We start from the raw sequence: 19,209 nt of genomic DNA, 5'->3' as shown, positions 1-19,209 counted from the left end.
TGCCTGCGGGCGCCTTCATGGAACTTCCTTGTAGGGACACAACATGCAGAATCATGAATCTTGCGCGCGGCGTGGGGCCGCGCATCGACCGCGTGGCGGCGCTCGCCTGGCGCCGCTGTGGGCGCTGTCACTGGCGCTGACTGCATCGCTGGCGCAGGCACAGCAAGCGCCGGTCGCCACCGAGGCTCCGGCACAGGTGCCGGCGGTGGCCGGGGCCGCACAGGCCCCAGCCGTTGCGCCGGCGGCCACCGCCGCCGCGCCTGTATTGGCGGTGGTGCCGTTGCCGCCCGACCAGGCCAGCGAACGCCAGTTGGGTGCCCGCTGCCCGGTTGATCTGGCCGGACGCCTGGCCCCGCAGGGCGATCTGATGATCGGTGCCTGCCAGGGCACGCCGCCCGCGCATCTGGCGGCGCTGCTGGTGGCGGTACCGGAGCAGGACATCCTGTTGCCGCGCGCCTGGCGCGAACGCGAGGTGCGCCAGCGCGTATGGTTCAAGGCGGTTGCCGGCTTTGGCCAGCGCCCGGATTTCATCGCCCGCCTGGGCGACATCTGGGTGCGCTCGTTCGAAGGCGCTGATCCGGCGATCACCACCTATCTGGTGCAGGCGCCGTTCGAATGCGCCGACCGCGCGTTGCCGGCCGATGCGCGGCCCGAGCCGGTGCGCGTGGCGGCCGGTGCCTGCCGGCAGGCCTACGTCAGCCAGCGCGTGTACCAGATGGGAGCCGACGGCGTGGCCCACGATGTGACCGCCAGGCTGATGCCATCGGCACCGTTGATCGCCGAAGACGACCGCGCGCGCGTGCAGGCGCGCGAAGGGCGGGTGCTGCTGGACCACAGCAAGCTGCAGTACGGTCCGGCGCTGCGCTGGTACGTGCAGTACCCGGAATCGCCGCAGAAGACCGGCCCGCATGCGTTCAGCGACTGGAATCGCGAACATCTGGCGTTTGTGGTGTGGAACGGGCGGAATTTCGAGCTGCGCGAGCGCGTGTCGCGGCGTCAGTGGCCGTGTGACCCGGTGGCACCGGGTGATCGCGCCTGTGGCGGCTTCCCGGATTCGGGCCCGGATGTCTACGTCACGGCCGACAACGCGGCCGGCGACAGCGCCGCGGCGATCTCAAGCCGGTAACTGCGCCAGTGCGTGCTGCACGAACGGGAGCCGGCAGGTCCGGCTCCCCTTTGCGCATGCCGTCGCCGGTCAGGAGGGCAGGGCGCGTGCCTGGCTCTGCACCAGCTCCTGCTGCTGGTCGCGCTCCTGGCTCTGGCGCTGCGCGGTCTGCTGATCGATGCGCTGGCTACTCTGTTCCAGTGGCGTTTGGGTCGCAATGACGGTATCCACCGACACCCGCAGATGGCCGGGGTCGCCGCTCTGGCCTTGCACGGCGAAGCTGCGCGAGGCGTCGTTGCTCATCACCACCTGGTCGATGCGCCGGCCACCGGCGGCGTGCATTTCTGCTGCCAACGAACCGGCCAGCTGCGTGCTCATTGCATCGGGTTTTCGCCCGGCATGGGCATCGAGCGCGTGTACGCCGCGCAGGGCATCGTTGAACAGCGGGTTGCCTGCATGGTCACGGTCCGTGATGTCTGGCAAGGGCGCCACCGGGGCGTCCCGCCGTGCCGGTTCGCCCGGCTGCAGCGGGCCGCGGCTGTGGTCGTAGATGTCGTACAGGTTGCCAGTGATGCCGCGTGCACCGATGGTGATGCCGCGGCGCACGCGTTCCACCTCGTTGCGGTACTCACTGATCATCCGGCTGTTGTCGCGGGCCAGATCCTGCGTGCCGGCGGTGTTCAACACCGAGTCGTCGCCCAGGAAACTGCTCAGCTTGTGCGAGCCCAGCGACGAAGCGGCGGCACCCAGCGCGCTGTCGGGAATGAGCGCGCGGAAGCGGCTGTTGCTGAAGCCCCAGCTGCCCAGCGTGTCGATCTCTTTCTGCGTGGCGTACATGCGTACTTCGCCGAAGTGCTGCGAAGCCGCGCTGACCGGGTCGGCCGCCATCACGTGGTTGACCACGTTGTGGCCGCCTTCTGGAATGCGGTAAGTCAGGCTGACCGCGCCGTAGGCATTGAACGTTTCGCCCTTCAGGTTGAAATGGTGGGCGGAAATCTGCGCCAGTGTGCCGCCCAGCGAATGCCCGGTCACGGTCACCTCGGGCGCCTGGCCCAGATCCCGGCCTTCCTTCTGCGCATAGGCCAGGGCGTGCCGGGTCAGTTCCAGCGCGTCGTTGGCCTGCCGGTTGCGGCGGGCCAGCACCATGCCGCCATCGGTGAGGATGCCGTCGCGGCCGATCTGTTCGGTACCGCGGTGGGCGACCACGATGTCGTGCGTGTCCACGCGCTGGTAGATGGTGCCCTGGTAGCCGTTGAGGCGGTTGTTGGCATGTTCCAGCACGCGGTAGGCGTGGCCGTTGAGGGTGACCGGCTGCTCCTGCGCTGGATCGTGCCGGCCCACCCGTTCATCGCGGTAGGCATCGCTGGCCAGCGCGGCGTAGTCCTGGCTGGTCACCGTCATGGGCTGACCTCGTGCGCGCTGAGGGTGGCCGAGAACAGGGCATCGCGCAGTTCGGCGCGGAAGCGGTTGGGGTCCTGCTGGCCGCTGGCGCCGTAGTCGGGCATGTCCGCCACGCGCGGGTAGTCGCCGCGCGGGTAGTGGCGGGTTTCAGTGCCGCCGCCCACGAACGGATCGGCGTCCAGGAAGGACAGGAAGCGGGTTTCGCCCTGCGCACCGGTGGCCTTGAGCATGGCCCCGGCACCGCTGAAGGACCAGGTGCAGACCCCGCGGCCGTAGTAGTCCTCATCCAGCATGCGGTCCAGGTACACGGTGCCGCGATATTCATTGTCGGCCACCTTGCGCAGGGTCACCGGCTCCTGGCTGGTGATGCGTGCGGGCGTGCCGGTTTCCGGCTCGATATAGCCGCATTGGTCTTCGTTGGTGACGTCGTATTGCGCCACGCCCTCGACCACGGCGAAATCGCCGGGGGGATTGGCCAGCCGCAATACCAGTTCATAGGCCTTGCGCGGGGTGGGGTTGAGCTTTGCCAGGCCGCGCCCTCCCTGGGCGACGTTGGCGGCGGCGGAATCAAACTCCTGGGACATGAGAGCCTCCGGGCTGCAGGCGATCAGCAGCAACAGAACAACGCAGGGAAATGTGCGGCCGCGCATCCTCAGGCCCCCTGTGCGGCGGGGCAGGGACAATGCGGCAGCACGGCAGGCAGCGTCTGCGGAAGTACAGCCGTGCGCGCGAACGCCAACGCAATGTGCACGGCAGGTCTCCTTTCCTTGGGGACGGGAGTTTTGATTATGGGAGGCCATGCCGACACGGTGCCACCGCTTGCGACCCGGTCATGTCATTGATTTGACGCGTCCGGCTCGGCCCAGGTCGCGGAAACGCCTTTCCTTACAAGGACTTGCGGCACAGGCCGTAACGTGGATGCTCCGGCGGATGGGTGTCTCAATTCGTGAGGTGTATCAACAATTCACACTGCGGGCGCAGGCGGGCCAACGTTGCGGTTGCGTGAATCCAAAGGCCGCGCCATGGTGTGCGCGCTTCCATGGAGTCCTTGCAATGCCTTTCATCCGCCCCGAGCAACCGGCCGACGTGGCCGCCATCCATGCACTGACCGAGGCCGCCTTCGGCCAGGCCGAACACAGCAGCCACACCGAGCAGTTCATCGTGGATGCGCTGCGCGACCGGCGCGAATTGACCGTTTCGCTGGTGGCCGAGCGCGATGGCGAGGTGATGGGGCATGTGGCCGTTTCGCCCGTGACGGTGAGTGACGGCAGTGCCGGTTGGTTTGGCCTGGGTCCCCTTTCCGTGCTGCCGGCGCTGCAGGGGCAGGGCGTGGGGGCGGCGCTGATGCAGGCGGCGATCGATGCGCTGCGCAGCCAGCAGGCACACGGTTGTGTGCTGCTGGGCGAGCCGGCGTACTACGGTCGGTTTGGTTTTCGTGCCGAACCGGGCCTGACGTTGCCGGGCGTACCCCCGGAGTACTTCCAGGCCCTGTGCCTGCGGCCGCCGATGGCACAAGGCGAAGTGCATTACTCGCCGGCGTTCGAGGCGGCTGCGCCGCTGTAATAGGGTCAGATCCGTTTTCCGATGGAAAACGGATCTGACCCCAACGTCACGGTGCCTGCCACGGGCGCGGCTCCGGCGCCGGCGGCGGAATGCGATACCCGCCGATATGCGTCAGCAGTTCGTTGGTGCGCCGTTGCTCGGCCAGCAGTTCGCGCATCAGGCTGCGCACGCCGAAGATCGCGAACGGCACCAGGATCCACACCACGCCCATGACAGTGGCGAAGATGAAGAACAGCATCTGACTCCCCATTGCGGGCACTCCTCTCTTGGAAAACGTCGAATCCAGGATTGTGAGCGGCCGGCCACCCTGCATGCACGTGCCCGGGGCGTACAATGCCGGCCGTCCGGCGTGGCCGGGTCTTCACTACGAGAACCACCATGAGCGATTCCCTGGGCGTGCCCGTGCACGATGCGGACGAACACTGGATGCGCCACGCGCTGGCGCTGGCCGAGCGTGCGCAGCACGTGTTCGATGAGATTCCGGTGGGCGCGGTGCTGGTGGGTGCAGACGGCCAGGTGCTGGGCGAGGGCTGGAACCTCAACATCGCCAGCCACGACCCCAGCGCGCATGCTGAAATCGTCGCCATGCGCGAGGGCGGGCGCGTGCTGGCCAACCACCGCCTGATCGGCAGCACCCTGTACGTGACGCTGGAGCCGTGTGCGATGTGCGCCATGGCCATCGTGCATGCGCGCGTGTCACGCCTGGTCTACGGCGCCAGCGACCCCAAGACCGGTGCCTGCGGCAGCGTATTCGACCTGCTGGGCGATGCGCGCCACAACCACCGGGTGGAGATCCATGGCGGCGTGCTGGCCAAGGAGGCCAGCCTGCGCCTGACCAACTACTTCCGTGCCAAGCGTGGCAAGCCACCGTTGCTGCTGGAGAACCACGCCGACGAGGCCTGAGCAGCGAAAGGGTATGATGGGCGCCTCTTTCCTTTACCGGTGGGCGCCCTGCCTGCCCAGCAACGAGGCGACACGATGGTGGAGAACGGCGCGGCCAACGAACGACTGATCTGGATCGACCTGGAAATGACCGGGTTGGATACCGACAACGATTCGATCATCGAGATCGCCACCGTGGTCACCGATGCCCAGCTGAACGTGCTGGCCGAAGGCCCGGAATTCGCCATCCACCACACGCTGGAAACGCTGGAAGCGATGGACGAGTGGAACCGCAACCAGCACCGTCGTTCCGGGCTGTGGCAGCGCGTGCTGGACAGCACCACCACGCTGGGCCAGGCCGAAGCGCAGACCATCAACTTCCTGGCGCAGTGGATTCCGGCCGGTGCTTCGCCGATGAGCGGCAACTCGATCTGCCAGGATCGCCGCTTCCTGCACCGGCAGATGCCGCGGCTGGAGAAGTATTTCCACTACCGCAACCTGGACGTGTCCACGGTGAAGGAACTGGCCAAGCGCTGGGCGCCGAGCGTGGCCGCCGGGCTGACCAAGAACAGCAACCACACCGCGCTGAGCGATGTGCACGACTCGATTGCCGAACTGCGCCACTACCGCCAGTTCATGGGCGCACTGTCGGGCCTGCCGACCGCCTGATCGGTAGTGCCGGCCACTGGCCGGCAGCGCCGTGTTGAAGCGCGGCGCTTCGTCTCAGGGATACCAGTTAGGCCCGCGGTCGGGGCCACCTACTGGGTAGAAATCGCGGGCGCAGTCGGATGTGACCACCCGGCAGCCATGGGGACAGATCTGTCTTGCGGCTTCGCTGGTCGGGTCAAAGCTGTCATAGAATCCACGCACCACCACTTCCATCTGCCCGGTGTCACTGTGCTGCAGCGCGGTCGAGCACTGGCCAGTGAAGGAAGCGACGATCTCGCACTTCTGGCCGCTGCGCGCGTTGCAGGCTTTCATTGCCTGCTTGTTGGCGCCCCTCTGTTTGTGCTGGAAAACGCTCCAGCCGAGCACGCGGCCATCCGGCGAACGCGCATAGGCAATCCACTGGGGGACTTTTCTGACATTGCTGAAGTACGACGAAGCGCTGCCGCCTGTTCCGCCGCCAGGAATCGGGGCGCAGCCGGCAACGCCCTGCCCGCCAATCGGGTAGTAGCCTTGGGGGCAATTGCCTTCAGCGTGGGCGTGTTGTGAAAAGCCCAGCCCAGCCAGGAAGAAGCAAGCGATCAGCAACAAACGTGCGTGCATGGTGCGTCCTTGTGATGGTTCATCCGTGGTGCCCGGCAGACCGGGCGGTTGCCACGATCATAGCCCCGCGCTGTCCGGGCCACCACCAAACGTTCAACTTACCGGCGCTATGATCGGCCCCATGAACGAGCCGATCCTGCTGCCGCGCGATATCGCCCACGACGCCCAGGACTGGGGCGACCTGCAGCGGGCGGTCGCGCTGCTGGAGGCGCCCACCATCACGGCGCGCATGGCCAACCTGGTTGGCACGCCGCTGGAGTTTGCGGTGAAGGCGCTACCGACGGCGATCTCCGGGCGCATTCATGGCGCGGTGGAGGCGGCGCTGTCGAAGTCCGCGCAGGCGGCGCTGTGGAGCATGGGCAACACGCCGGGCAAATCGGCCTCCACGCGCTGGCACAAGCTGGCGGCGGCAACCTCGGGTGCGGTGGGAGGTGCGTTCGGCTTTGCCGCATTGTTCATCGAGTTGCCGGTGTCGACAACGATCATGATGCGCGCGGTGGCCGATGTTGCCCGCAGCGAGGGCTTCGACCTGTCGCAGTTCAGCACGCGCCAGGCTTGCCTGGAGGTGTTCGCGCTGGGCGGCAATTCGCCGCGCGATGACGCCAGCGAAACCGGCTATTACCTGGCGCGCGGTTTCACCACCGATGTGATGCGGCATCTGTCGGCCGAACTGGCCGGTCGCGTGGTGACCGGGCGCGACCTGACCCTGGGCGTGGCGCCGAAGGAAGCCGGCAAGCTGCTGGCCAAGCTGGTGGAAAAGGTGGCGGCGCGCTTCGGCGTGGTAGTGACTGAAAAGTTCGCCGCGCAGGCGGTGCCGATTGTCGGCGCCGCGGCCGGTGCGACGCTCAATACGATGTTCACCGATTACTACCAGGACATGGCCCGTGGCCATTTCATCGTGCGCCGGCTGGAGCTGAAGTACGGCGAGGATGTGGTACGCGCGTGCTACGACCGCATTGCCCATGGTGGGGCGTTGATCGAGCCGACGCTGTAGCCGCGCAGCGTAGCCGGTAGAGTCGACCGTTGGTCGACTGCTTCTGGGCGAGCCGCGATGTAAGCCCGCGCTGCGCGCGATAGTCGACCAACGGTCGACTCTACCGCGGGGGCGGCCTTCATCCTTGCCTGAGCGGCACAACTGTTTTGCCAGATTGCGTCTGTTGCGCCGTGCGCGGTACCCCCACTCTTGTGGGCAATCCCCCGCACGAGATGCCGCCATGTTGTTCACCCCCTACCGCCTGGGCCCGCTGCGCCTGCCCAACCGTATCGTGATGCCGCCGATGACTCGCTCGCGGGCGGCGGCCGGCAATGTCGCCACCGCGCAGATGGCGCAGTACTACGCGCAGCGCGCCAGCGCCGGGCTGATCGTGAGCGAAGGCACGCAGATCAGCCCGCAGGGCCAGGGCTATGCGTGGACGCCGGGCATTCACAGCGCCGAGCAGGTACAGGGCTGGCGGCAGGTGACCGATGCGGTGCACGCCGCCGGTGGCCGCATCTACGCGCAGCTGTGGCATGTGGGCCGCGTTTCGCACGTGGCCCTGCAACCCGATGGCGCCGCGCCGGTGTCTTCGTCGGCGCTGCTGGCCGAGGGCGTGAAGGTGTTCGTGGACCCCACTGGTGCCGGCCCGGACGCCGGGGTAGGCGAGATGCTGCAGCACTCGATGCCGCGCGCGCTGGCCGAGGACGAGATTCCCGGCATCATCGCCGATTACGCCCAGGCCACGCGCAATGCGCTGGCTGCCGGCTTCGATGGCGTGGAGCTGCATGGCGCCAACGGCTACCTGATCAACCAGTTCATCGATTCGCAGGCCAACCAGCGCACCGATGGCTACGGTGGCGCGCTGCAGAACCGCCTGCGTTTCCTGCGCGAAGTGGTGCAGGCGGTGGTGGCGGTGGCCGGTGGTGATCGCGTGGGTGTGCGGCTGGCGCCGCTGACCACCCTGCAGGGTGCGGTGGATGACACGCCGCAGGCGACTTATCTTGCCGCCGCGCACCTGCTGGGCGAACTGGGCGTGGGCTACGTGCACATCGCCGAGGCCGACTGGGAGGACGCGCCGGTGATGCCGGTGGCGTTCAAGCAGGCGCTGCGGATGGTGTACCCGGGCACGCTGATCTACGCCGGCAAGTACAGCGCCGAGCGCGCCGAGCAGGCGCTGGCCGAGGGGTGGGCGGATCTGATCGGTTTCGGTCGGCCGTTCATCGCCAACCCGGACCTGCCCGAGCGCCTGCGTACCGGCGCGGCCTTGAACGCACCGGACCGCGCGACGTACTTCGGCGGCGGTGCCGCCGGGTTCATCGATTACCCAGCGCTGGAAGAGGCCGTCGAGGCCTGAATCCGCATCCGCCGGGCGTGGCCCGGCGCTACCGATGCCGGTAGGTGCCGACCGTTGGTCGGCACTGCCGATCAGGGCTTGTCGCGCACCAGCGCATCGGCTTCCAGCACGCCGCCATCCTTGCCGTGCAGGTACAGGTGCATGTCCTGCTGAGGGTACGGAATATTGATGCCGGCCTTGTCGTAGCCCAGCTTGATCTGCTCCAGCAACGTGACCTTGGTGCCGAACTGGTCGGCCGATTTCGTAAAGCAGCGGATGCCCAGCTTGATGGCATGGTCGCCCAGTTCGTACACCACTACGTCCGGTTCGGGCGAAGGCAGCACGCGGCTGTCGGCCTTCATCAGGGCGATGGCGGTTTCGCGCGCCAGCTGGATGCTGTCTTCGTAGCCGATGCCGATCACCAGTTCGACGCGGCGGGTGGGTTCGGCAGTCAGGTTGATGATCGGCGCGGCGGTGATCAGCGTGTTGGGGATGGTGGTGTGCTGGTTGTCGGCGCCGGTGATGACGGTCTGGAAGATACGCACTTCGCGCACGGTGCCGGTCTGCCCGGCCACGGTGACCACATCGCCCACGCGGAACGGCCGCAGGGTCACCAGCATCACCCCCGAGGCGATGTTGGACAGCGAGTCCTTCAGCGCCAGGCCCACGGCCAGGCCGGCGGTGCCGAGCACGGCCAGCAGCGGGGAGATCGGCACGCCCAGCGTGTTGATGGCCAGCACCACCACGATCACCAATGAGGCCGAATACACCACGTTGCGCATGAAGTTGCCGAGCATCGGATCCATGCCCACTCGTGCCGTGGCACGCGGCAGGGTGTTGGACACTCTGCGTGCCACCCACATGCCGACCAGCAGCACCACGATGGCGGCCAGCAGCGGTACACCATACGTTTCCAGCAGGCGCTCCCAGTCCATGGAATGGAACCAGGAAGCAGGGGCGGGGGCGGGCGGGGCAGTGGCAGTCATGCGGGCTCCTTTGCAGCGGCGGCGTCGGCGTGCGCGCACGCCAGAAACAACAAACCCCGCCGCAGCGGGGTTTGCATGCAAGGGCAGTATGGGCGGACGCCGATGAACACGACGTCAGCCCCTGCCACTACGGCATCAGCCGTTGGCCTTCAGCTTGGCCAGGCGCAGCCAGGTATCAACCACGGTGTCCGGGTTCAGCGACACCGACTCGATGCCTTCCTGCATCAGCCATTCGGCCAGATCCGGATGGTCGGACGGGCCCTGGCCGCAGATGCCGACGTACTTGCCCTTGGCGCGCGCCGACTTGATGGCCATCGACAGCAGCTTCTTCACCGCCGGGTTCCGCTCGTCGAACAGGTGCGCGACGATGGACGAATCGCGGTCCAGGCCCAGGGTGAGCTGGGTCAGGTCGTTGGAACCGATCGAGAAGCCGTCGAAGATTTCCAGGAACTCATCGGCCAGCAGTGCGTTGGACGGCACTTCGCACATCATGATGATCTTCAGGCCGTTTTCGCCCTGCTTCAGACCGTTCTGGGCCAGCACCTCGACCACCTTGCGGCCTTCTTCCAGGGTGCGCACGAACGGAATCATGACCCACAGGTTGTCCAGGCCCATTTCGTTGCGCACGCGCAGCACGGCCTGGCATTCCAGCGCGAAAGCGGCGGCAAAGCTCGGATCGACGTAACGGCTGGCGCCGCGGAAGCCGATCATCGGGTTCTCTTCGTGCGGCTCGTAGTTGCTGCCGCCGACCAGGTTGGCGTACTCGTTGGACTTGAAGTCCGACAGGCGCACGATCACCGGGTTCGGTGCGACCGAAGCGGTGAGGGTGGCGATGCCTTCGGCCAGGCGGTTCACGTAGAAGCTGACCGGATCACCGTAGCCGGCGATCTTCTCGTCGATCTTCTTCCTGGTCGCGGCGTCCTGGCGGTCGTATTCCAGCAGCGCATTCGGGTGGATGCCGATGTGGCTGGCAATGATCATTTCCAGACGGGCCAGGCCGATGCCGGCGTTCGGCAGCTGGCCGAAGTCGAAGGCACGTTCCGGGTTGGCCACGTTCATCATGATCTTCAGCGGCGCCGCCGGCATGTTGCCCAGGTCGGTGGTGGTGCGCTCGAACTTCAACCGGCCTTCGTAGATGAAGCCGGTATCGCCTTCAGCGCAGCTGACGGTGACGGGCTGGCCATCCTCGATGACCTTGGTCGCGTTGCCCGAACCGACCACGGCCGGCACGCCCAGTTCGCGGGCGATGATGGCGGCGTGGCAGGTGCGGCCGCCACGGTTGGTGACGATGGCCGAGGCGCGCTTCATCACCGGTTCCCAATCCGGGTCGGTCATGTCGGCGATCAGCACGTCGCCGGGCTGCACGCGGTTCATGTCGTCCAGGGTCTTGACCACGCGGGCCACGCCCGAGCCGATCTTGGCGCCGACGGCGCGGCCTTCGGCCAGCACGTTGCCGCCCTTTTCGGTCAGCGCGAAGCGCTCGATCTGGGTGGCGTGGCTGCGCGACTTCACCGTTTCCGGGCGCGCCTGCACGATGAACAGCTTGCCGCTGACACCGTCCTTGGCCCACTCGATGTCCATCGGGCGGCCGTAGTGCTTTTCGATCACCAGCGCCTGCTTGGACAGTTCCTGCACGTCCTCGTCGCTGATGGAGAAGGTGCTGCGCAGTTCGGCCGGGGTGTCCTCGATCTTGACGCGCTCACCGGGCACGTCCGAATACACCATGCGGATCGCCTTGCTGCCCAGCGAGCGGCGCAGGATCGCCGGCTTGCCGGCCTGCAGGGTGGGCTTGTAGACGTAGAACTCGTCCGGGTTCACTGCGCCCTGCACGACCATTTCGCCCAGGCCGAACGAGGAGGTGACGAACACCACGTCGCGGAAGCCCGATTCGGTGTCCAGGGTGAACAGCACGCCGGAGGAGCCGACGCCCGAGCGCACCATCAGCTGCACGCCGGCAGACAGGAACACGTCTTCATGCTTGAAGCCGTGGTGCACGCGGTAAGCGATGGCGCGGTCGTTGTACAGCGAAGCGAACACTTCCTTGACCTTGTGCACGACATCGTCGGCACCGGTGACGTTGAGGAAGGTTTCCTGCTGGCCGGCGAAGGAGGCATCGGGCAGATCTTCGGCGGTGGCCGAAGAGCGCACGGCCACGGCCACGTCGCCGCCGCCGTTGTCGGCGCTCAGCTTGGCGTAGGCGCTGCGGATGTCCTGGTCCAGCTGCGGCTGCAGCGGCGCATCGATCACCCAGCTGCGGATTTCCTTGCCGGCGGCGGTCAGCGCGGTCACGTCTTCGACGTCCAGCGTGGCCAGCTTGTCGAAGATGCGCTTGGACAAGTCGTTATGCGCGATGAAGTCCTTGAAGGCTTCAGACGTGGTGGCGTAGCCACCGGGGACGGAGACGCCCAGACCGGCCAGGTTGCCGATCATCTCGCCCAAGGACGAATTCTTGCCGCCCACGCGGGCCAGATCGGCCAGACGCAGTTCGTGCAACCACAGGATGTTCTCGTTCAAGCGCGATGCTCCGTTTGGCCATCGCCCGAGGCGGGCTGAGTGGCCGCGTCCGTAGGAAGAAGCCGATATGATGCCGGGCATACCACCGCCGGCACAAGCTTGTGCTGGCGGCCTTTTTAGGCTTCGTATGGGGTAAAAGCGCGCATGTCGACCATCCGACCGGTGTTCTACGTTTCCGATGGAACCGGTATCACCGCTGAAACCATTGGGCATAGCCTCCTCACCCAGTTCACCGGGTTCAGCTTCATTACCGACCGCATGTCATTTGTCGATGACCCTGAAAAAGCGCGTGAAGCCTGTTCCCGGATCCAGGCGGCGGGGGAGCGCTACCAGGTCCGGCCCATCGTGGTGAACAGCTGCGTGGACCAGGGCCTGAGCCTGATCCTGGCCGAAAGCGGGGCGTTGATGCTGGATGTGTTCGCCCCGTTCATCGAGCCGCTGGAGCGGGAGCTGGCCAGCCCGCGCCTGGCCCGGGTCGGCCAGGCCCACGGCATGGTCGATTTCGATACCTACCACCGCCGCATCAATGCGATGAACTTCGCCCTGACCCACGATGACGGGATCGCGGTGAACTACGACGACGCCGACGTGATCCTGGTGGCGGTGTCGCGGGCGGGCAAGACCCCCACCTGCATCTATCTGGCCCTGCATTACGGGGTGCGCGCGGCCAACTACCCGTTGACCGACGAGGACCTGGAAAGCGACCGCCTGCCGCCGCGGCTGCGAAACTATCGTCGGAAACTATTCGGGCTGACGATCGATCCGGACCGCCTGCAGCAGATCCGCCAGGAGCGTCGGCCGAATTCGCGCTATGCCAACCTGGACACCTGCAAGCGTGAGGTGGCCGCGGCCGAGGTGATGTTCCAGATGGAGCGTATTCCGACCCTGAGCACCACCCATACCTCGATCGAGGAGATTTCCAGCAAGGTGCTGGCCACGCTGGGGCTGCAGCGCGAGCTGTACTGACCGGTGCGGCCCGCCGGGCCCGGCGCTGCCAGGGGTTGGCCTTTGCGGGTCAGCCCCCACGTTGTATGGCCAACGTGTAGGATCGACCCATGGCCCACGCCTCGCCCCGTACCGAACGCATTCCCCGCCTCAGCCGGCTGAGCTGGCTGATGGGCCTGTATGCCGAGAATTACCGGCATCTGGTGCGCCTGTTCGCGCCGGCCGAGCTGACGGCCGGCAGCTACGTTTCCTCGGTGGGCGATGGGCTGGATGTACGCCTGGACGTGATCGAATGCCACCGCTACACGGTGGAACTGCGCCTGACCTATGATCTGGCCGACCCGGTGACCGGCGAGCCGGATCCCTCGGCGTATGTGCGCCTGTACCAGGATGCCCGCCAGGCCGAGACTACCCACTGCTACGTGGGCCGCCGCTGGCAGGACACCATGGGGCTGTACCCGCCGCCGGCCGAGCTGATCAACCACCGCATGCGCATGAACACCTTCCTGGGCAAGTGGCTGGAATACCTGGCCGAGCGCGGCCATGGCGTGGCCACCCTGCGCCGCGACCCCGATGGCCCGGCGGCGGTTTCGGCCGAACGCCGCCTGTCGCTGGTGCGCTGATCGGCCATAATCGTGGGCTTACCCGCCGCCGGATCCGCCCCATGCCGTACACCCCGATCGTCGCCACCTTGGGCTATGTGCTGTCGCCCGACCGCCGCCAGGTGCTGATGATCCACCGCAATACCCGGCCCGGTGACCATCACCTGGGCAAGTACAACGGCCTGGGGGGCAAGGTCGAACCCACCGAGGACGTGGCCGCCGGCATGCGCCGCGAGATCGCCGAGGAAGCGGGCATCGACTGCACGGCCATGCGCCTGCGCGGCACCATCAGCTGGCCGGGCTTCGGCAAGCACGGCGAGGACTGGTTCGGTTTCGTGTTCGTGATCGACAGCTTCGAGGGCACCCCGCACGGCGGCAACCACGAAGGCACCCTGGAATGGGTGGACGTGGACAAGCTCGACGCGCTGCCCATGTGGGAAGGCGACCGCAACTTCCTGCCGCTGGTGTTCGATGCCGACCCGCGACCGTTCCACGGGGTGATGCCGTACCGCGACGGGCGCATGCAGAGCTGGTCGTTCAGCCGCCTCTGAGCGCGGCGCGGCGGGGTGGCTCAGCGGCGCTGCGCCAGCAGCAGGTGGAAATGCTTGTCGCGGCGCTGCCCATCGTTGCCGGCCGCCGTTTCACGATGCGCGCGCCAGCCGCACACACTGAAGCCTGCCACGCGCAGCGCCAGTTCCACGGCGTCCAGTTCGTGCAGCTGGAAGTCCTCGCTGAAGGGCAGGCTGCGCATGAAGGTGGCATCGCCAAAGGCCAGGCACAGCCGACCGCCCCTGCGCAGCACGCGGGCGATCTCGGTCAGTACCGGCGCCAGGTCCGGCCAGAAATACAGCGTGTTGACCGCCAGCGCAGCATCGATGGAGGCATTAGCCACCGGCAGGGCGTGGGCATCGCCGGGCCGCAGTGTGGCGCGGTCGGCCAGTCCCGCCGACGCAAGGCCCTGGTTGCCGGCCTCGACCATGGCCGAGGACAGCTCAATGCCCAGGTACTTGCTGCCGTCGGCCTGCAGCAGCAGGGGCGCGAAGGCCGCATTGCCGGGCCCGATTTCCAGCCCCCGTTCCTGCGTGGTGACCGCCAGCAGCGCAATGGCCGCCTGGTTCAGCGCCGCGTTGCTGCGGTTCATCGATTCGCCCACGGCCAGCGCGGCTTCGCCATGGGGCTGCCGCAACTGCGCGGCCAGCGTACGTGCATCCAGCATCAACATCGTCCAGGAACAAAGGGTTCGGACGTGGCGGCGGCGGGTCCGCCGTTGACCATAGCGGGGTGCGACGGGATTGGGAAGTAGGAAAACCCCGCATCGTGGTGATGAGAAAATAGCCAGGGTCGCAGCTTCTGCGACCGGGTTGTCCACAGGGGGTGTGGATTACGCGTGGGCAACTTTGTGGATAAGCCGTGGCAGGCGCCACCCCCCTAGGCTGTCAAGATGGGTGGCTAAAAATTCACCGCAGGTGAGCAGTGGTGAGGGCCGGGTGAAGGCCGGCCCTTGCCGCGCTGTTGTACGCGTCGGTGGTCGCGGTACCCTGTGGCCCTTGATGCCCCGTGAGATTCCATGAAACGTCATTTCTCGATGCTGCGCGAATTCCAGTTGGCCGATTGGTTCACCCTGGCCAATGCGTTCTGCGGCACCGGTGCGGTGTTTGCCGCGATGCGCTTCCTGCAGGATGGCGAGCGCGCGTACCTGCTGTTCGGCATGGCGCTGATCCCGCTGGCCTTCATCTTCGACGCACTGGACGGCCGGATCGCGCGCTGGCGCAAATCCAGCTCCACCCTGGGCCGCGAGCTGGATTCGCTGTCCGATGTGATTTCCTTCGGGGTGGCGCCGGCGGCGCTGGCCTATGCCTGCGGCATGCAGGGCGGCTGGGACTGGCTGGTGCTGAGTTATTTCGTGTGTTGCGGTGTCAGCCGCTTGGCCCGCTACAACGTGACCGCCGAGGCGATGTCCGGTGACGAGGGCAAGGTGAAGTATTTCGAGGGCACGCCCATTCCGACCAGCCTGGCGCTGGTGATCGTGTTGGCCATCGCGGCCGGCACCGATGCCATCGGCCGTGACATCTGGTTCGGGCAGTGGCAGATCGGCCCGTGGCAGCTGCACCCGATGGTGCTGTTGTTTGCATTGTCCGGCTCGCTGATGATCAGCAAGACCCTGCGCATTCCCAAGCCCTGATGCAGCCCCGCGGAGGCGCACGATGACCAGCTCGGCCCACGACGGCGGCAGCAGCGATTTTGAAGCTCTGGCCCGACAGTACTTCGGCGCCTGGGGCGATGCCCTGCGCCACGCCAGCGCACCGGGCGCACCGGCCGGCGATGACCCGGCCAGCTGGCAGCGCCTGTTCGACTGGTGGGGGCAGTTGTTGCCCGAACAGGGGCAGGGCGCGCCTGAAGATGCGCTGCGCCGCTTCCGCGAACAGGCCGGCAGCTGGTACGGCACCATGCAGGACGTGGCCGCGCGTTTTGCCGGTCGTGACGCCAGCAGCGCCGATGTGGCCCAGGCCTGGCGCGAGGCCGTGAACGGGCAGGGCGAGGGCATGTTGCAGTGGATGCTGCAGGGTGCACGTGGCAGCACCCAGGCCGGCGCATCGGTGCCGGAGTTCGCGGCCTGGCTGCAACAATGGCAGCTGCAGGCCGGCCCGTGGCTGCAGAGCCCGGCCTTCGGTCCCGGCCGCGAGCACCAGGCGCGCTGGCAGGCATTGCTGCGCGCGCAGGAGGAGTACCAGCAGCATTCGCGCGCCTATGTGGAACAGATCAAGCAGGCGCTGGAAGAAGCCTTTACCCTGTTCGAGCAGCGCCTGGCCGAACACGAGCAGCCGGGCAGCCAGCTGACCAGTGCGCGGGCGATGTTCGATCTGTGGATTGAAGTGGCCGAAGAGGCGTATGCCAAGGTCGCCCTGTCCGAGCCGTTCCAGCAGGTGTATGCCTCGCTGGGCAACGCGCAGATGCGCCTGCGCGCGGGCCTGCAACGCGAGGTGGAACAGATGAGTGAACGCATCGGTCTGCCGACGCGTAGTGAGATGGACGCTGCCCACCGCCGCATTGCCGAGCTGGAGCGCAGCCTGCGCCGGCTGCAGGCACAGGTGGCGGTGCTGGCCGGAACGGCAGCCGTTGACCCGGTGGCACAGCCGGCTGCGGCGAAGGTGAAGCCGGCGCCGCGCAAGGCGGCGAAGAAGGCGACGCCGGCAAAGAAGGCCGCCCCGGAACAGGCGCCTGCAAAGAAGGCGCAGCCCAGAAAGGCCACCGATCGCGCCGCGACGAAGGGGCGTGCGCGATGAAAGGGCCGCTGGGCTTCAATGCCGACGACCTGATGCAGGAAACCCTGGCCATGCAGCGCAAGCTGATGGAAGGGCTGAAGCTGCTGCCGCAGGTGGAAGACGTGGACTACGGTGCCACGGCCCGCGAAGAAGTCTGGCGCGATGGCAGGGTGGTCCTGTATCGCTTCGTTGGCGAACAAGCGCCGACCCGGCGCCGGCCGCTGCTGATCGTCTATGCGCTGGTGAACCGTCCCTACATGGTCGACCTGCAGGCCGACCGTTCGCTGGTACAGAAGCTGCTGGCGCTGGGCCAGGACGTGTACGTGCTGGACTGGGGCTACCCCGACCGCTCCGAGCGTTTCCAGACACTGGAAGACTACCTGCTGCGCTACATCGACGGTGCCGTGGATGCGCTGCGTGCGCGCAGCGGTGAGCCGGTGGACATGCTGGGCATCTGCCAGGGCGGCGTGTTCGCCCTGTGCTACGCCGCGCTGCGCCGGCAGAAGCTGGCCAGCCTGATCACCATGGTCACCCCGGTCGATTTCCATACCGCCGACAACATGCTGTCGCACTGGGCGCGGCAGGTCGATGTGGACCTGCTGGTCGATACGCTGGGCAACATCCCGGCCGACCTGATGAACGCCAGTTACCTGATGCTCAAGCCGTTCCGCTTGAACGTGCAGAAATACGTGGGCCTGCTCGACATTCTGGACGACAAGGCGGCGCTGGAAGACTTCCTGCGCATGGAAAAATGGATCTTCGATTCGCCCGACCTGGCCGGTGAGGCATTCCGTGACTTCATCAAGCAGTTCTACCAGGGCAACGGGCTGGTGAACGGCACCGTGCGCATCGGCGAAGAGGCGGTGGATCTGTCGCAGGTAACGCTGCCGGTGCTGAACATCTATGCCGAGCAGGACCATCTGGTGCCGCCCGATGCCTCGCGCGCGATGCGCGGGCGCTTGGGCACGCAGGACTACACCGAGTCCAGTTTCCGCGGCGGCCACATCGGCATCTATGTGTCCGGCCGCGCCCAGCGCGAAGTGCCGGCCACCATCGATGGCTGGTTGAAGGCCCGCGACCTGTAGAGTCGAGCCATGCTCGACTGCCTTGGGTAAATGATGACGTACCGCATTCCGTTGATCCTCGCCGCACTGCTGTCAGTGCCGTTCGCCCATGCCGCCCCCGATCCCCAGGCGCAGCGCGAGATCGCCCAGCTGATCGGCAGCCTGGACGGCTCGACCTGCCAGTTCCAGCGCAACGGCAGCTGGCATGATGCCGCCGCGGCGCGCGCGCACCTGCAGCGCAAGTACGATTACCTGCTGAAGAAGAAGCTGGTCGATACCGCCGAACAGTTCATTGAACGGGCTGCCAGCCAGAGCAGCATGAGCGGCAAGCCGTACCGGATCCGCTGCCCGGACCAGCCGGAGCAGACCGCAGCCGCCTGGTTCGGCGCCCGCCTGCAGGCCCTGCGCCAACGCACGCCGTAGACAGGGGGCGGTGTAGAGTCGAGCCAAGCTCGACTGCCTTTTCCGTAACCCTGGAGAACCACCATGAACACCACGCCGAAAACGCTGTCGCGTTCACTGAACGACCGCATGATCGCCGGCGTGATGGGCGGTATCGCCCACCGTTTCGGCTGGAGCCCGACGCTGCTGCGGGTGCTCTATGTGCTGGTGTCGCTGGCCTCTGCCGCGTTTCCCGGCATTCTGGTCTATCTGATCCTGTGGCTGCTCATTCCCAACGAGGCCGATTGAACGCCGCCGCCCGGCCCTGGCCGCTCTGGTTGCGCGCGCTGCAGATGCTGGGCGCGGCCTGGACGCTGCCCAATACGCTGATCGGTCTGATCGGCGGGCTGGCCGGTCTGCTGGGCGGGGCACGGCTGCGCTGGAGCAGCCGTGACTGCGCGCTGGTGTTCGACCGCTGGCCGTGGGGCCCAGGTGGGGCGATCACCCTGGGCAATGTGATCCTGCATACCGGCCACGATCTGGGCATGTGCTGCCGCACCTATGCGCACCAGGCGGGGGGGGGTGTGGAACCGCTGATCCGGCTGGATGACCACGAGCGGGCGCACGTCTACCAGTACCTGGTGCTGGGGCCGTTGTACCTGCCGGTGTACCTGCTGTGTGGCGGGGTGAGTGCACGCAACCCGTTCGAGCGCGCGGCCGATCATTACGCCCGGTTCGGGCACGGCTGGTGGCCGTAGGTTCCAGCCAACGGCGCAGCCCCTCGTGGCTGGCGACAGCGGGTCGCCATATGCAACGTTGTCGCGCTGGTCGGTCGGGTTGGGTTCGCGGGGGACGCCGTAAACCCTTCCATGAAGTGACCCCCGGGAGTTGGACACCTGATCCGACCCCGAGGGTTATATGAATA

At 66.8% G+C, this 19,209-nt stretch carries 22 protein-coding genes; 15 read left to right on the top strand and 7 right to left on the bottom strand.

The window, feature by feature from the left end; translation table 11 throughout:
- The first annotated feature begins 265 nt into the window (after positions 1 to 265).
- On the top strand, positions 266 to 1,126 hold the full coding sequence (locus RTY46_RS10355) for a hypothetical protein (protein WP_312708314.1): 861 nt from the start codon (positions 266 to 268) through the stop codon (positions 1,124 to 1,126).
- Positions 1,127 to 1,195: 69 nt separating this feature from the next.
- Here the strand turns inward: RTY46_RS10355 and RTY46_RS10350 are convergent, their stop codons facing one another.
- Positions 1,196 to 2,506 (bottom strand): XVIPCD domain-containing protein, encoded by a 1,311-nt coding sequence (locus RTY46_RS10350; RefSeq protein ID WP_312708211.1) that lies wholly within the window; start codon positions 2,504 to 2,506, stop codon positions 1,196 to 1,198.
- The gene (locus RTY46_RS10345) at positions 2,503 to 3,156 is read right to left on the bottom strand and encodes a hypothetical protein (protein ID WP_312708210.1); all 654 of its coding nucleotides are present in this window, start codon (positions 3,154 to 3,156) and stop codon (positions 2,503 to 2,505) included. The genes RTY46_RS10350 and RTY46_RS10345 overlap by 4 nt, the downstream gene beginning before the upstream one ends.
- Positions 3,157 to 3,559: 403 nt before the next feature.
- Between RTY46_RS10345 and RTY46_RS10340 the strand changes: the two genes are divergently transcribed.
- Positions 3,560 to 4,069, top strand: a complete 510-nt coding sequence (locus RTY46_RS10340) for an N-acetyltransferase (protein WP_312708209.1) — start codon at positions 3,560 to 3,562, stop codon at positions 4,067 to 4,069.
- Positions 4,070 to 4,115: 46 nt separating this feature from the next.
- Here the strand turns inward: RTY46_RS10340 and RTY46_RS10335 are convergent, their stop codons facing one another.
- Positions 4,116 to 4,319 carry a hypothetical protein gene (locus tag RTY46_RS10335; RefSeq protein WP_312708208.1) on the bottom strand — a complete coding sequence of 68 codons (204 nt, stop codon included), beginning with the start codon at positions 4,317 to 4,319 and terminating at the stop codon, positions 4,116 to 4,118.
- Between the two features lie 128 nt (positions 4,320 to 4,447).
- Between RTY46_RS10335 and tadA the strand changes: the two genes are divergently transcribed.
- Together tadA and orn are read left to right on the top strand one after the other, a co-directional pair.
- On the top strand, positions 4,448 to 4,972 hold the full coding sequence (gene tadA, locus RTY46_RS10330) for a tRNA adenosine(34) deaminase TadA (protein WP_312708207.1): 525 nt from the start codon (positions 4,448 to 4,450) through the stop codon (positions 4,970 to 4,972).
- 75 nt (positions 4,973 to 5,047) lie between these two features.
- Positions 5,048 to 5,620 (top strand): oligoribonuclease, encoded by a 573-nt coding sequence (gene orn, locus RTY46_RS10325; protein ID WP_312708206.1) that lies wholly within the window; start codon positions 5,048 to 5,050, stop codon positions 5,618 to 5,620.
- 54 nt (positions 5,621 to 5,674) lie between these two features.
- On the opposite strand, the gene RTY46_RS10320 is transcribed toward orn, so the two are convergent.
- Entirely contained in the window at positions 5,675 to 6,220 is a 546-nt protein-coding gene (locus RTY46_RS10320) for a DUF4189 domain-containing protein (protein WP_312708205.1), read from the bottom strand.
- A gap of 121 nt (positions 6,221 to 6,341) precedes the next feature.
- On the opposite strand from RTY46_RS10320, the gene RTY46_RS10315 reads away from it, so the two are divergent.
- Positions 6,342 to 7,214 (top strand): EcsC family protein, encoded by an 873-nt coding sequence (locus tag RTY46_RS10315; RefSeq protein ID WP_108749923.1) that lies wholly within the window; start codon positions 6,342 to 6,344, stop codon positions 7,212 to 7,214.
- A 220-nt stretch (positions 7,215 to 7,434) separates the two neighbouring features.
- A complete protein-coding gene (locus tag RTY46_RS10310) occupies positions 7,435 to 8,550 on the top strand; it encodes an alkene reductase (RefSeq protein ID WP_312708203.1) in 1,116 nt (371 codons plus the stop codon).
- A 71-nt stretch (positions 8,551 to 8,621) separates the two neighbouring features.
- On the opposite strand, the gene RTY46_RS10305 is transcribed toward RTY46_RS10310, so the two are convergent.
- Entirely contained in the window at positions 8,622 to 9,515 is an 894-nt protein-coding gene (locus tag RTY46_RS10305) for a mechanosensitive ion channel domain-containing protein (protein ID WP_312708201.1), read from the bottom strand.
- 135 nt (positions 9,516 to 9,650) lie between these two features.
- The gene (gene ppsA, locus RTY46_RS10300) at positions 9,651 to 12,029 is read right to left on the bottom strand and encodes a phosphoenolpyruvate synthase (RefSeq protein WP_312708199.1); all 2,379 of its coding nucleotides are present in this window, start codon (positions 12,027 to 12,029) and stop codon (positions 9,651 to 9,653) included.
- Positions 12,030 to 12,173: 144 nt separating this feature from the next.
- On the opposite strand from ppsA, the gene RTY46_RS10295 reads away from it, so the two are divergent.
- The 3 genes from RTY46_RS10295 (at position 12,174) to RTY46_RS10285 (ending at position 14,127) form a co-directional block, all read left to right on the top strand.
- The gene (locus tag RTY46_RS10295; protein WP_312708198.1) at positions 12,174 to 12,995 is read left to right on the top strand and encodes a pyruvate, water dikinase regulatory protein; all 822 of its coding nucleotides are present in this window, start codon (positions 12,174 to 12,176) and stop codon (positions 12,993 to 12,995) included.
- 89 nt (positions 12,996 to 13,084) lie between these two features.
- Positions 13,085 to 13,597: a DUF1249 domain-containing protein gene (locus RTY46_RS10290; protein ID WP_312708197.1), complete on the top strand. Its 513-nt coding sequence runs from the start codon at positions 13,085 to 13,087 to the stop codon at positions 13,595 to 13,597.
- 41 nt (positions 13,598 to 13,638) lie between these two features.
- Positions 13,639 to 14,127 (top strand): 8-oxo-dGTP diphosphatase, encoded by a 489-nt coding sequence (locus RTY46_RS10285; RefSeq protein WP_312708196.1) that lies wholly within the window; start codon positions 13,639 to 13,641, stop codon positions 14,125 to 14,127.
- Positions 14,128 to 14,147: 20 nt separating this feature from the next.
- Here RTY46_RS10285 and RTY46_RS10280 read toward each other — a convergent pair whose 3' ends face one another.
- Positions 14,148 to 14,798, bottom strand: a complete 651-nt coding sequence (locus RTY46_RS10280; RefSeq protein ID WP_312708195.1) for a class I SAM-dependent methyltransferase — start codon at positions 14,796 to 14,798, stop codon at positions 14,148 to 14,150.
- A 345-nt stretch (positions 14,799 to 15,143) separates the two neighbouring features.
- On the opposite strand from RTY46_RS10280, the gene RTY46_RS10275 reads away from it, so the two are divergent.
- The 6 genes from RTY46_RS10275 to RTY46_RS10250 all read left to right on the top strand — a co-directional run bounded on the left by RTY46_RS10275 (position 15,144) and on the right by RTY46_RS10250 (position 19,042).
- On the top strand, positions 15,144 to 15,758 hold the full coding sequence (locus RTY46_RS10275) for a CDP-alcohol phosphatidyltransferase family protein (protein WP_312708194.1): 615 nt from the start codon (positions 15,144 to 15,146) through the stop codon (positions 15,756 to 15,758).
- Between the two features lie 22 nt (positions 15,759 to 15,780).
- Positions 15,781 to 16,860 carry a class III poly(R)-hydroxyalkanoic acid synthase subunit PhaE gene (gene phaE, locus RTY46_RS10270; RefSeq protein ID WP_312708193.1) on the top strand — a complete coding sequence of 360 codons (1,080 nt, stop codon included), beginning with the start codon at positions 15,781 to 15,783 and terminating at the stop codon, positions 16,858 to 16,860.
- Positions 16,857 to 17,924 (top strand): class III poly(R)-hydroxyalkanoic acid synthase subunit PhaC, encoded by a 1,068-nt coding sequence (gene phaC, locus RTY46_RS10265; protein ID WP_312708192.1) that lies wholly within the window; start codon positions 16,857 to 16,859, stop codon positions 17,922 to 17,924. The genes phaE and phaC overlap by 4 nt, the downstream gene beginning before the upstream one ends.
- 33 nt (positions 17,925 to 17,957) lie before the next feature.
- Entirely contained in the window at positions 17,958 to 18,326 is a 369-nt protein-coding gene (locus RTY46_RS10260) for a YfeK family protein (RefSeq protein ID WP_312708191.1), read from the top strand.
- A gap of 63 nt (positions 18,327 to 18,389) precedes the next feature.
- Positions 18,390 to 18,593 carry a PspC domain-containing protein gene (locus RTY46_RS10255; RefSeq protein WP_312708189.1) on the top strand — a complete coding sequence of 68 codons (204 nt, stop codon included), beginning with the start codon at positions 18,390 to 18,392 and terminating at the stop codon, positions 18,591 to 18,593.
- A gap of 44 nt (positions 18,594 to 18,637) precedes the next feature.
- The gene (locus tag RTY46_RS10250) at positions 18,638 to 19,042 is read left to right on the top strand and encodes a hypothetical protein (RefSeq protein ID WP_312708313.1); all 405 of its coding nucleotides are present in this window, start codon (positions 18,638 to 18,640) and stop codon (positions 19,040 to 19,042) included.
- The last annotated feature ends 167 nt before the right edge of the window (positions 19,043 to 19,209 follow it).

The organism is Stenotrophomonas sp. (genome assembly GCF_032056425.1).
Lineage (GTDB): Bacteria > Pseudomonadota > Gammaproteobacteria > Xanthomonadales > Xanthomonadaceae > Stenotrophomonas.
The sequence above is the reverse complement of the archived record's forward strand: the minus strand, read 5'-3'. Positions and strand labels throughout refer to the sequence as shown.

Coding starts and splice junctions, on each gene's coding strand:
- RTY46_RS10350 (WP_312708211.1), bottom strand. CDS start 2,506: ATGACGGTGACCAGCCAGGACTACGCCGCGCTGGCCAGCGATGCCTAC.
- RTY46_RS10345 (WP_312708210.1), bottom strand. CDS start 3,156: ATGCGCGGCCGCACATTTCCCTGCGTTGTTCTGTTGCTGCTGATCGCC.
- RTY46_RS10340 (WP_312708209.1), top strand. CDS start 3,560: ATGCCTTTCATCCGCCCCGAGCAACCGGCCGACGTGGCCGCCATCCAT.
- RTY46_RS10335 (WP_312708208.1), bottom strand. CDS start 4,319: ATGGGGAGTCAGATGCTGTTCTTCATCTTCGCCACTGTCATGGGCGTG.
- tadA (WP_312708207.1), top strand. CDS start 4,448: ATGAGCGATTCCCTGGGCGTGCCCGTGCACGATGCGGACGAACACTGG.
- orn (WP_312708206.1), top strand. CDS start 5,048: ATGGTGGAGAACGGCGCGGCCAACGAACGACTGATCTGGATCGACCTG.
- RTY46_RS10320 (WP_312708205.1), bottom strand. CDS start 6,220: ATGCACGCACGTTTGTTGCTGATCGCTTGCTTCTTCCTGGCTGGGCTG.
- RTY46_RS10315 (WP_108749923.1), top strand. CDS start 6,342: ATGAACGAGCCGATCCTGCTGCCGCGCGATATCGCCCACGACGCCCAG.
- RTY46_RS10310 (WP_312708203.1), top strand. CDS start 7,435: ATGTTGTTCACCCCCTACCGCCTGGGCCCGCTGCGCCTGCCCAACCGT.
- RTY46_RS10305 (WP_312708201.1), bottom strand. CDS start 9,515: ATGACTGCCACTGCCCCGCCCGCCCCCGCCCCTGCTTCCTGGTTCCAT.
- RTY46_RS10295 (WP_312708198.1), top strand. CDS start 12,174: ATGTCGACCATCCGACCGGTGTTCTACGTTTCCGATGGAACCGGTATC.
- RTY46_RS10290 (WP_312708197.1), top strand. CDS start 13,085: ATGGCCCACGCCTCGCCCCGTACCGAACGCATTCCCCGCCTCAGCCGG.
- RTY46_RS10285 (WP_312708196.1), top strand. CDS start 13,639: ATGCCGTACACCCCGATCGTCGCCACCTTGGGCTATGTGCTGTCGCCC.
- RTY46_RS10280 (WP_312708195.1), bottom strand. CDS start 14,798: ATGTTGATGCTGGATGCACGTACGCTGGCCGCGCAGTTGCGGCAGCCC.
- RTY46_RS10275 (WP_312708194.1), top strand. CDS start 15,144: ATGAAACGTCATTTCTCGATGCTGCGCGAATTCCAGTTGGCCGATTGG.
- phaE (WP_312708193.1), top strand. CDS start 15,781: ATGACCAGCTCGGCCCACGACGGCGGCAGCAGCGATTTTGAAGCTCTG.
- phaC (WP_312708192.1), top strand. CDS start 16,857: ATGAAAGGGCCGCTGGGCTTCAATGCCGACGACCTGATGCAGGAAACC.
- RTY46_RS10260 (WP_312708191.1), top strand. CDS start 17,958: ATGACGTACCGCATTCCGTTGATCCTCGCCGCACTGCTGTCAGTGCCG.
- RTY46_RS10255 (WP_312708189.1), top strand. CDS start 18,390: ATGAACACCACGCCGAAAACGCTGTCGCGTTCACTGAACGACCGCATG.
- RTY46_RS10250 (WP_312708313.1), top strand. CDS start 18,638: ATGCTGGGCGCGGCCTGGACGCTGCCCAATACGCTGATCGGTCTGATC.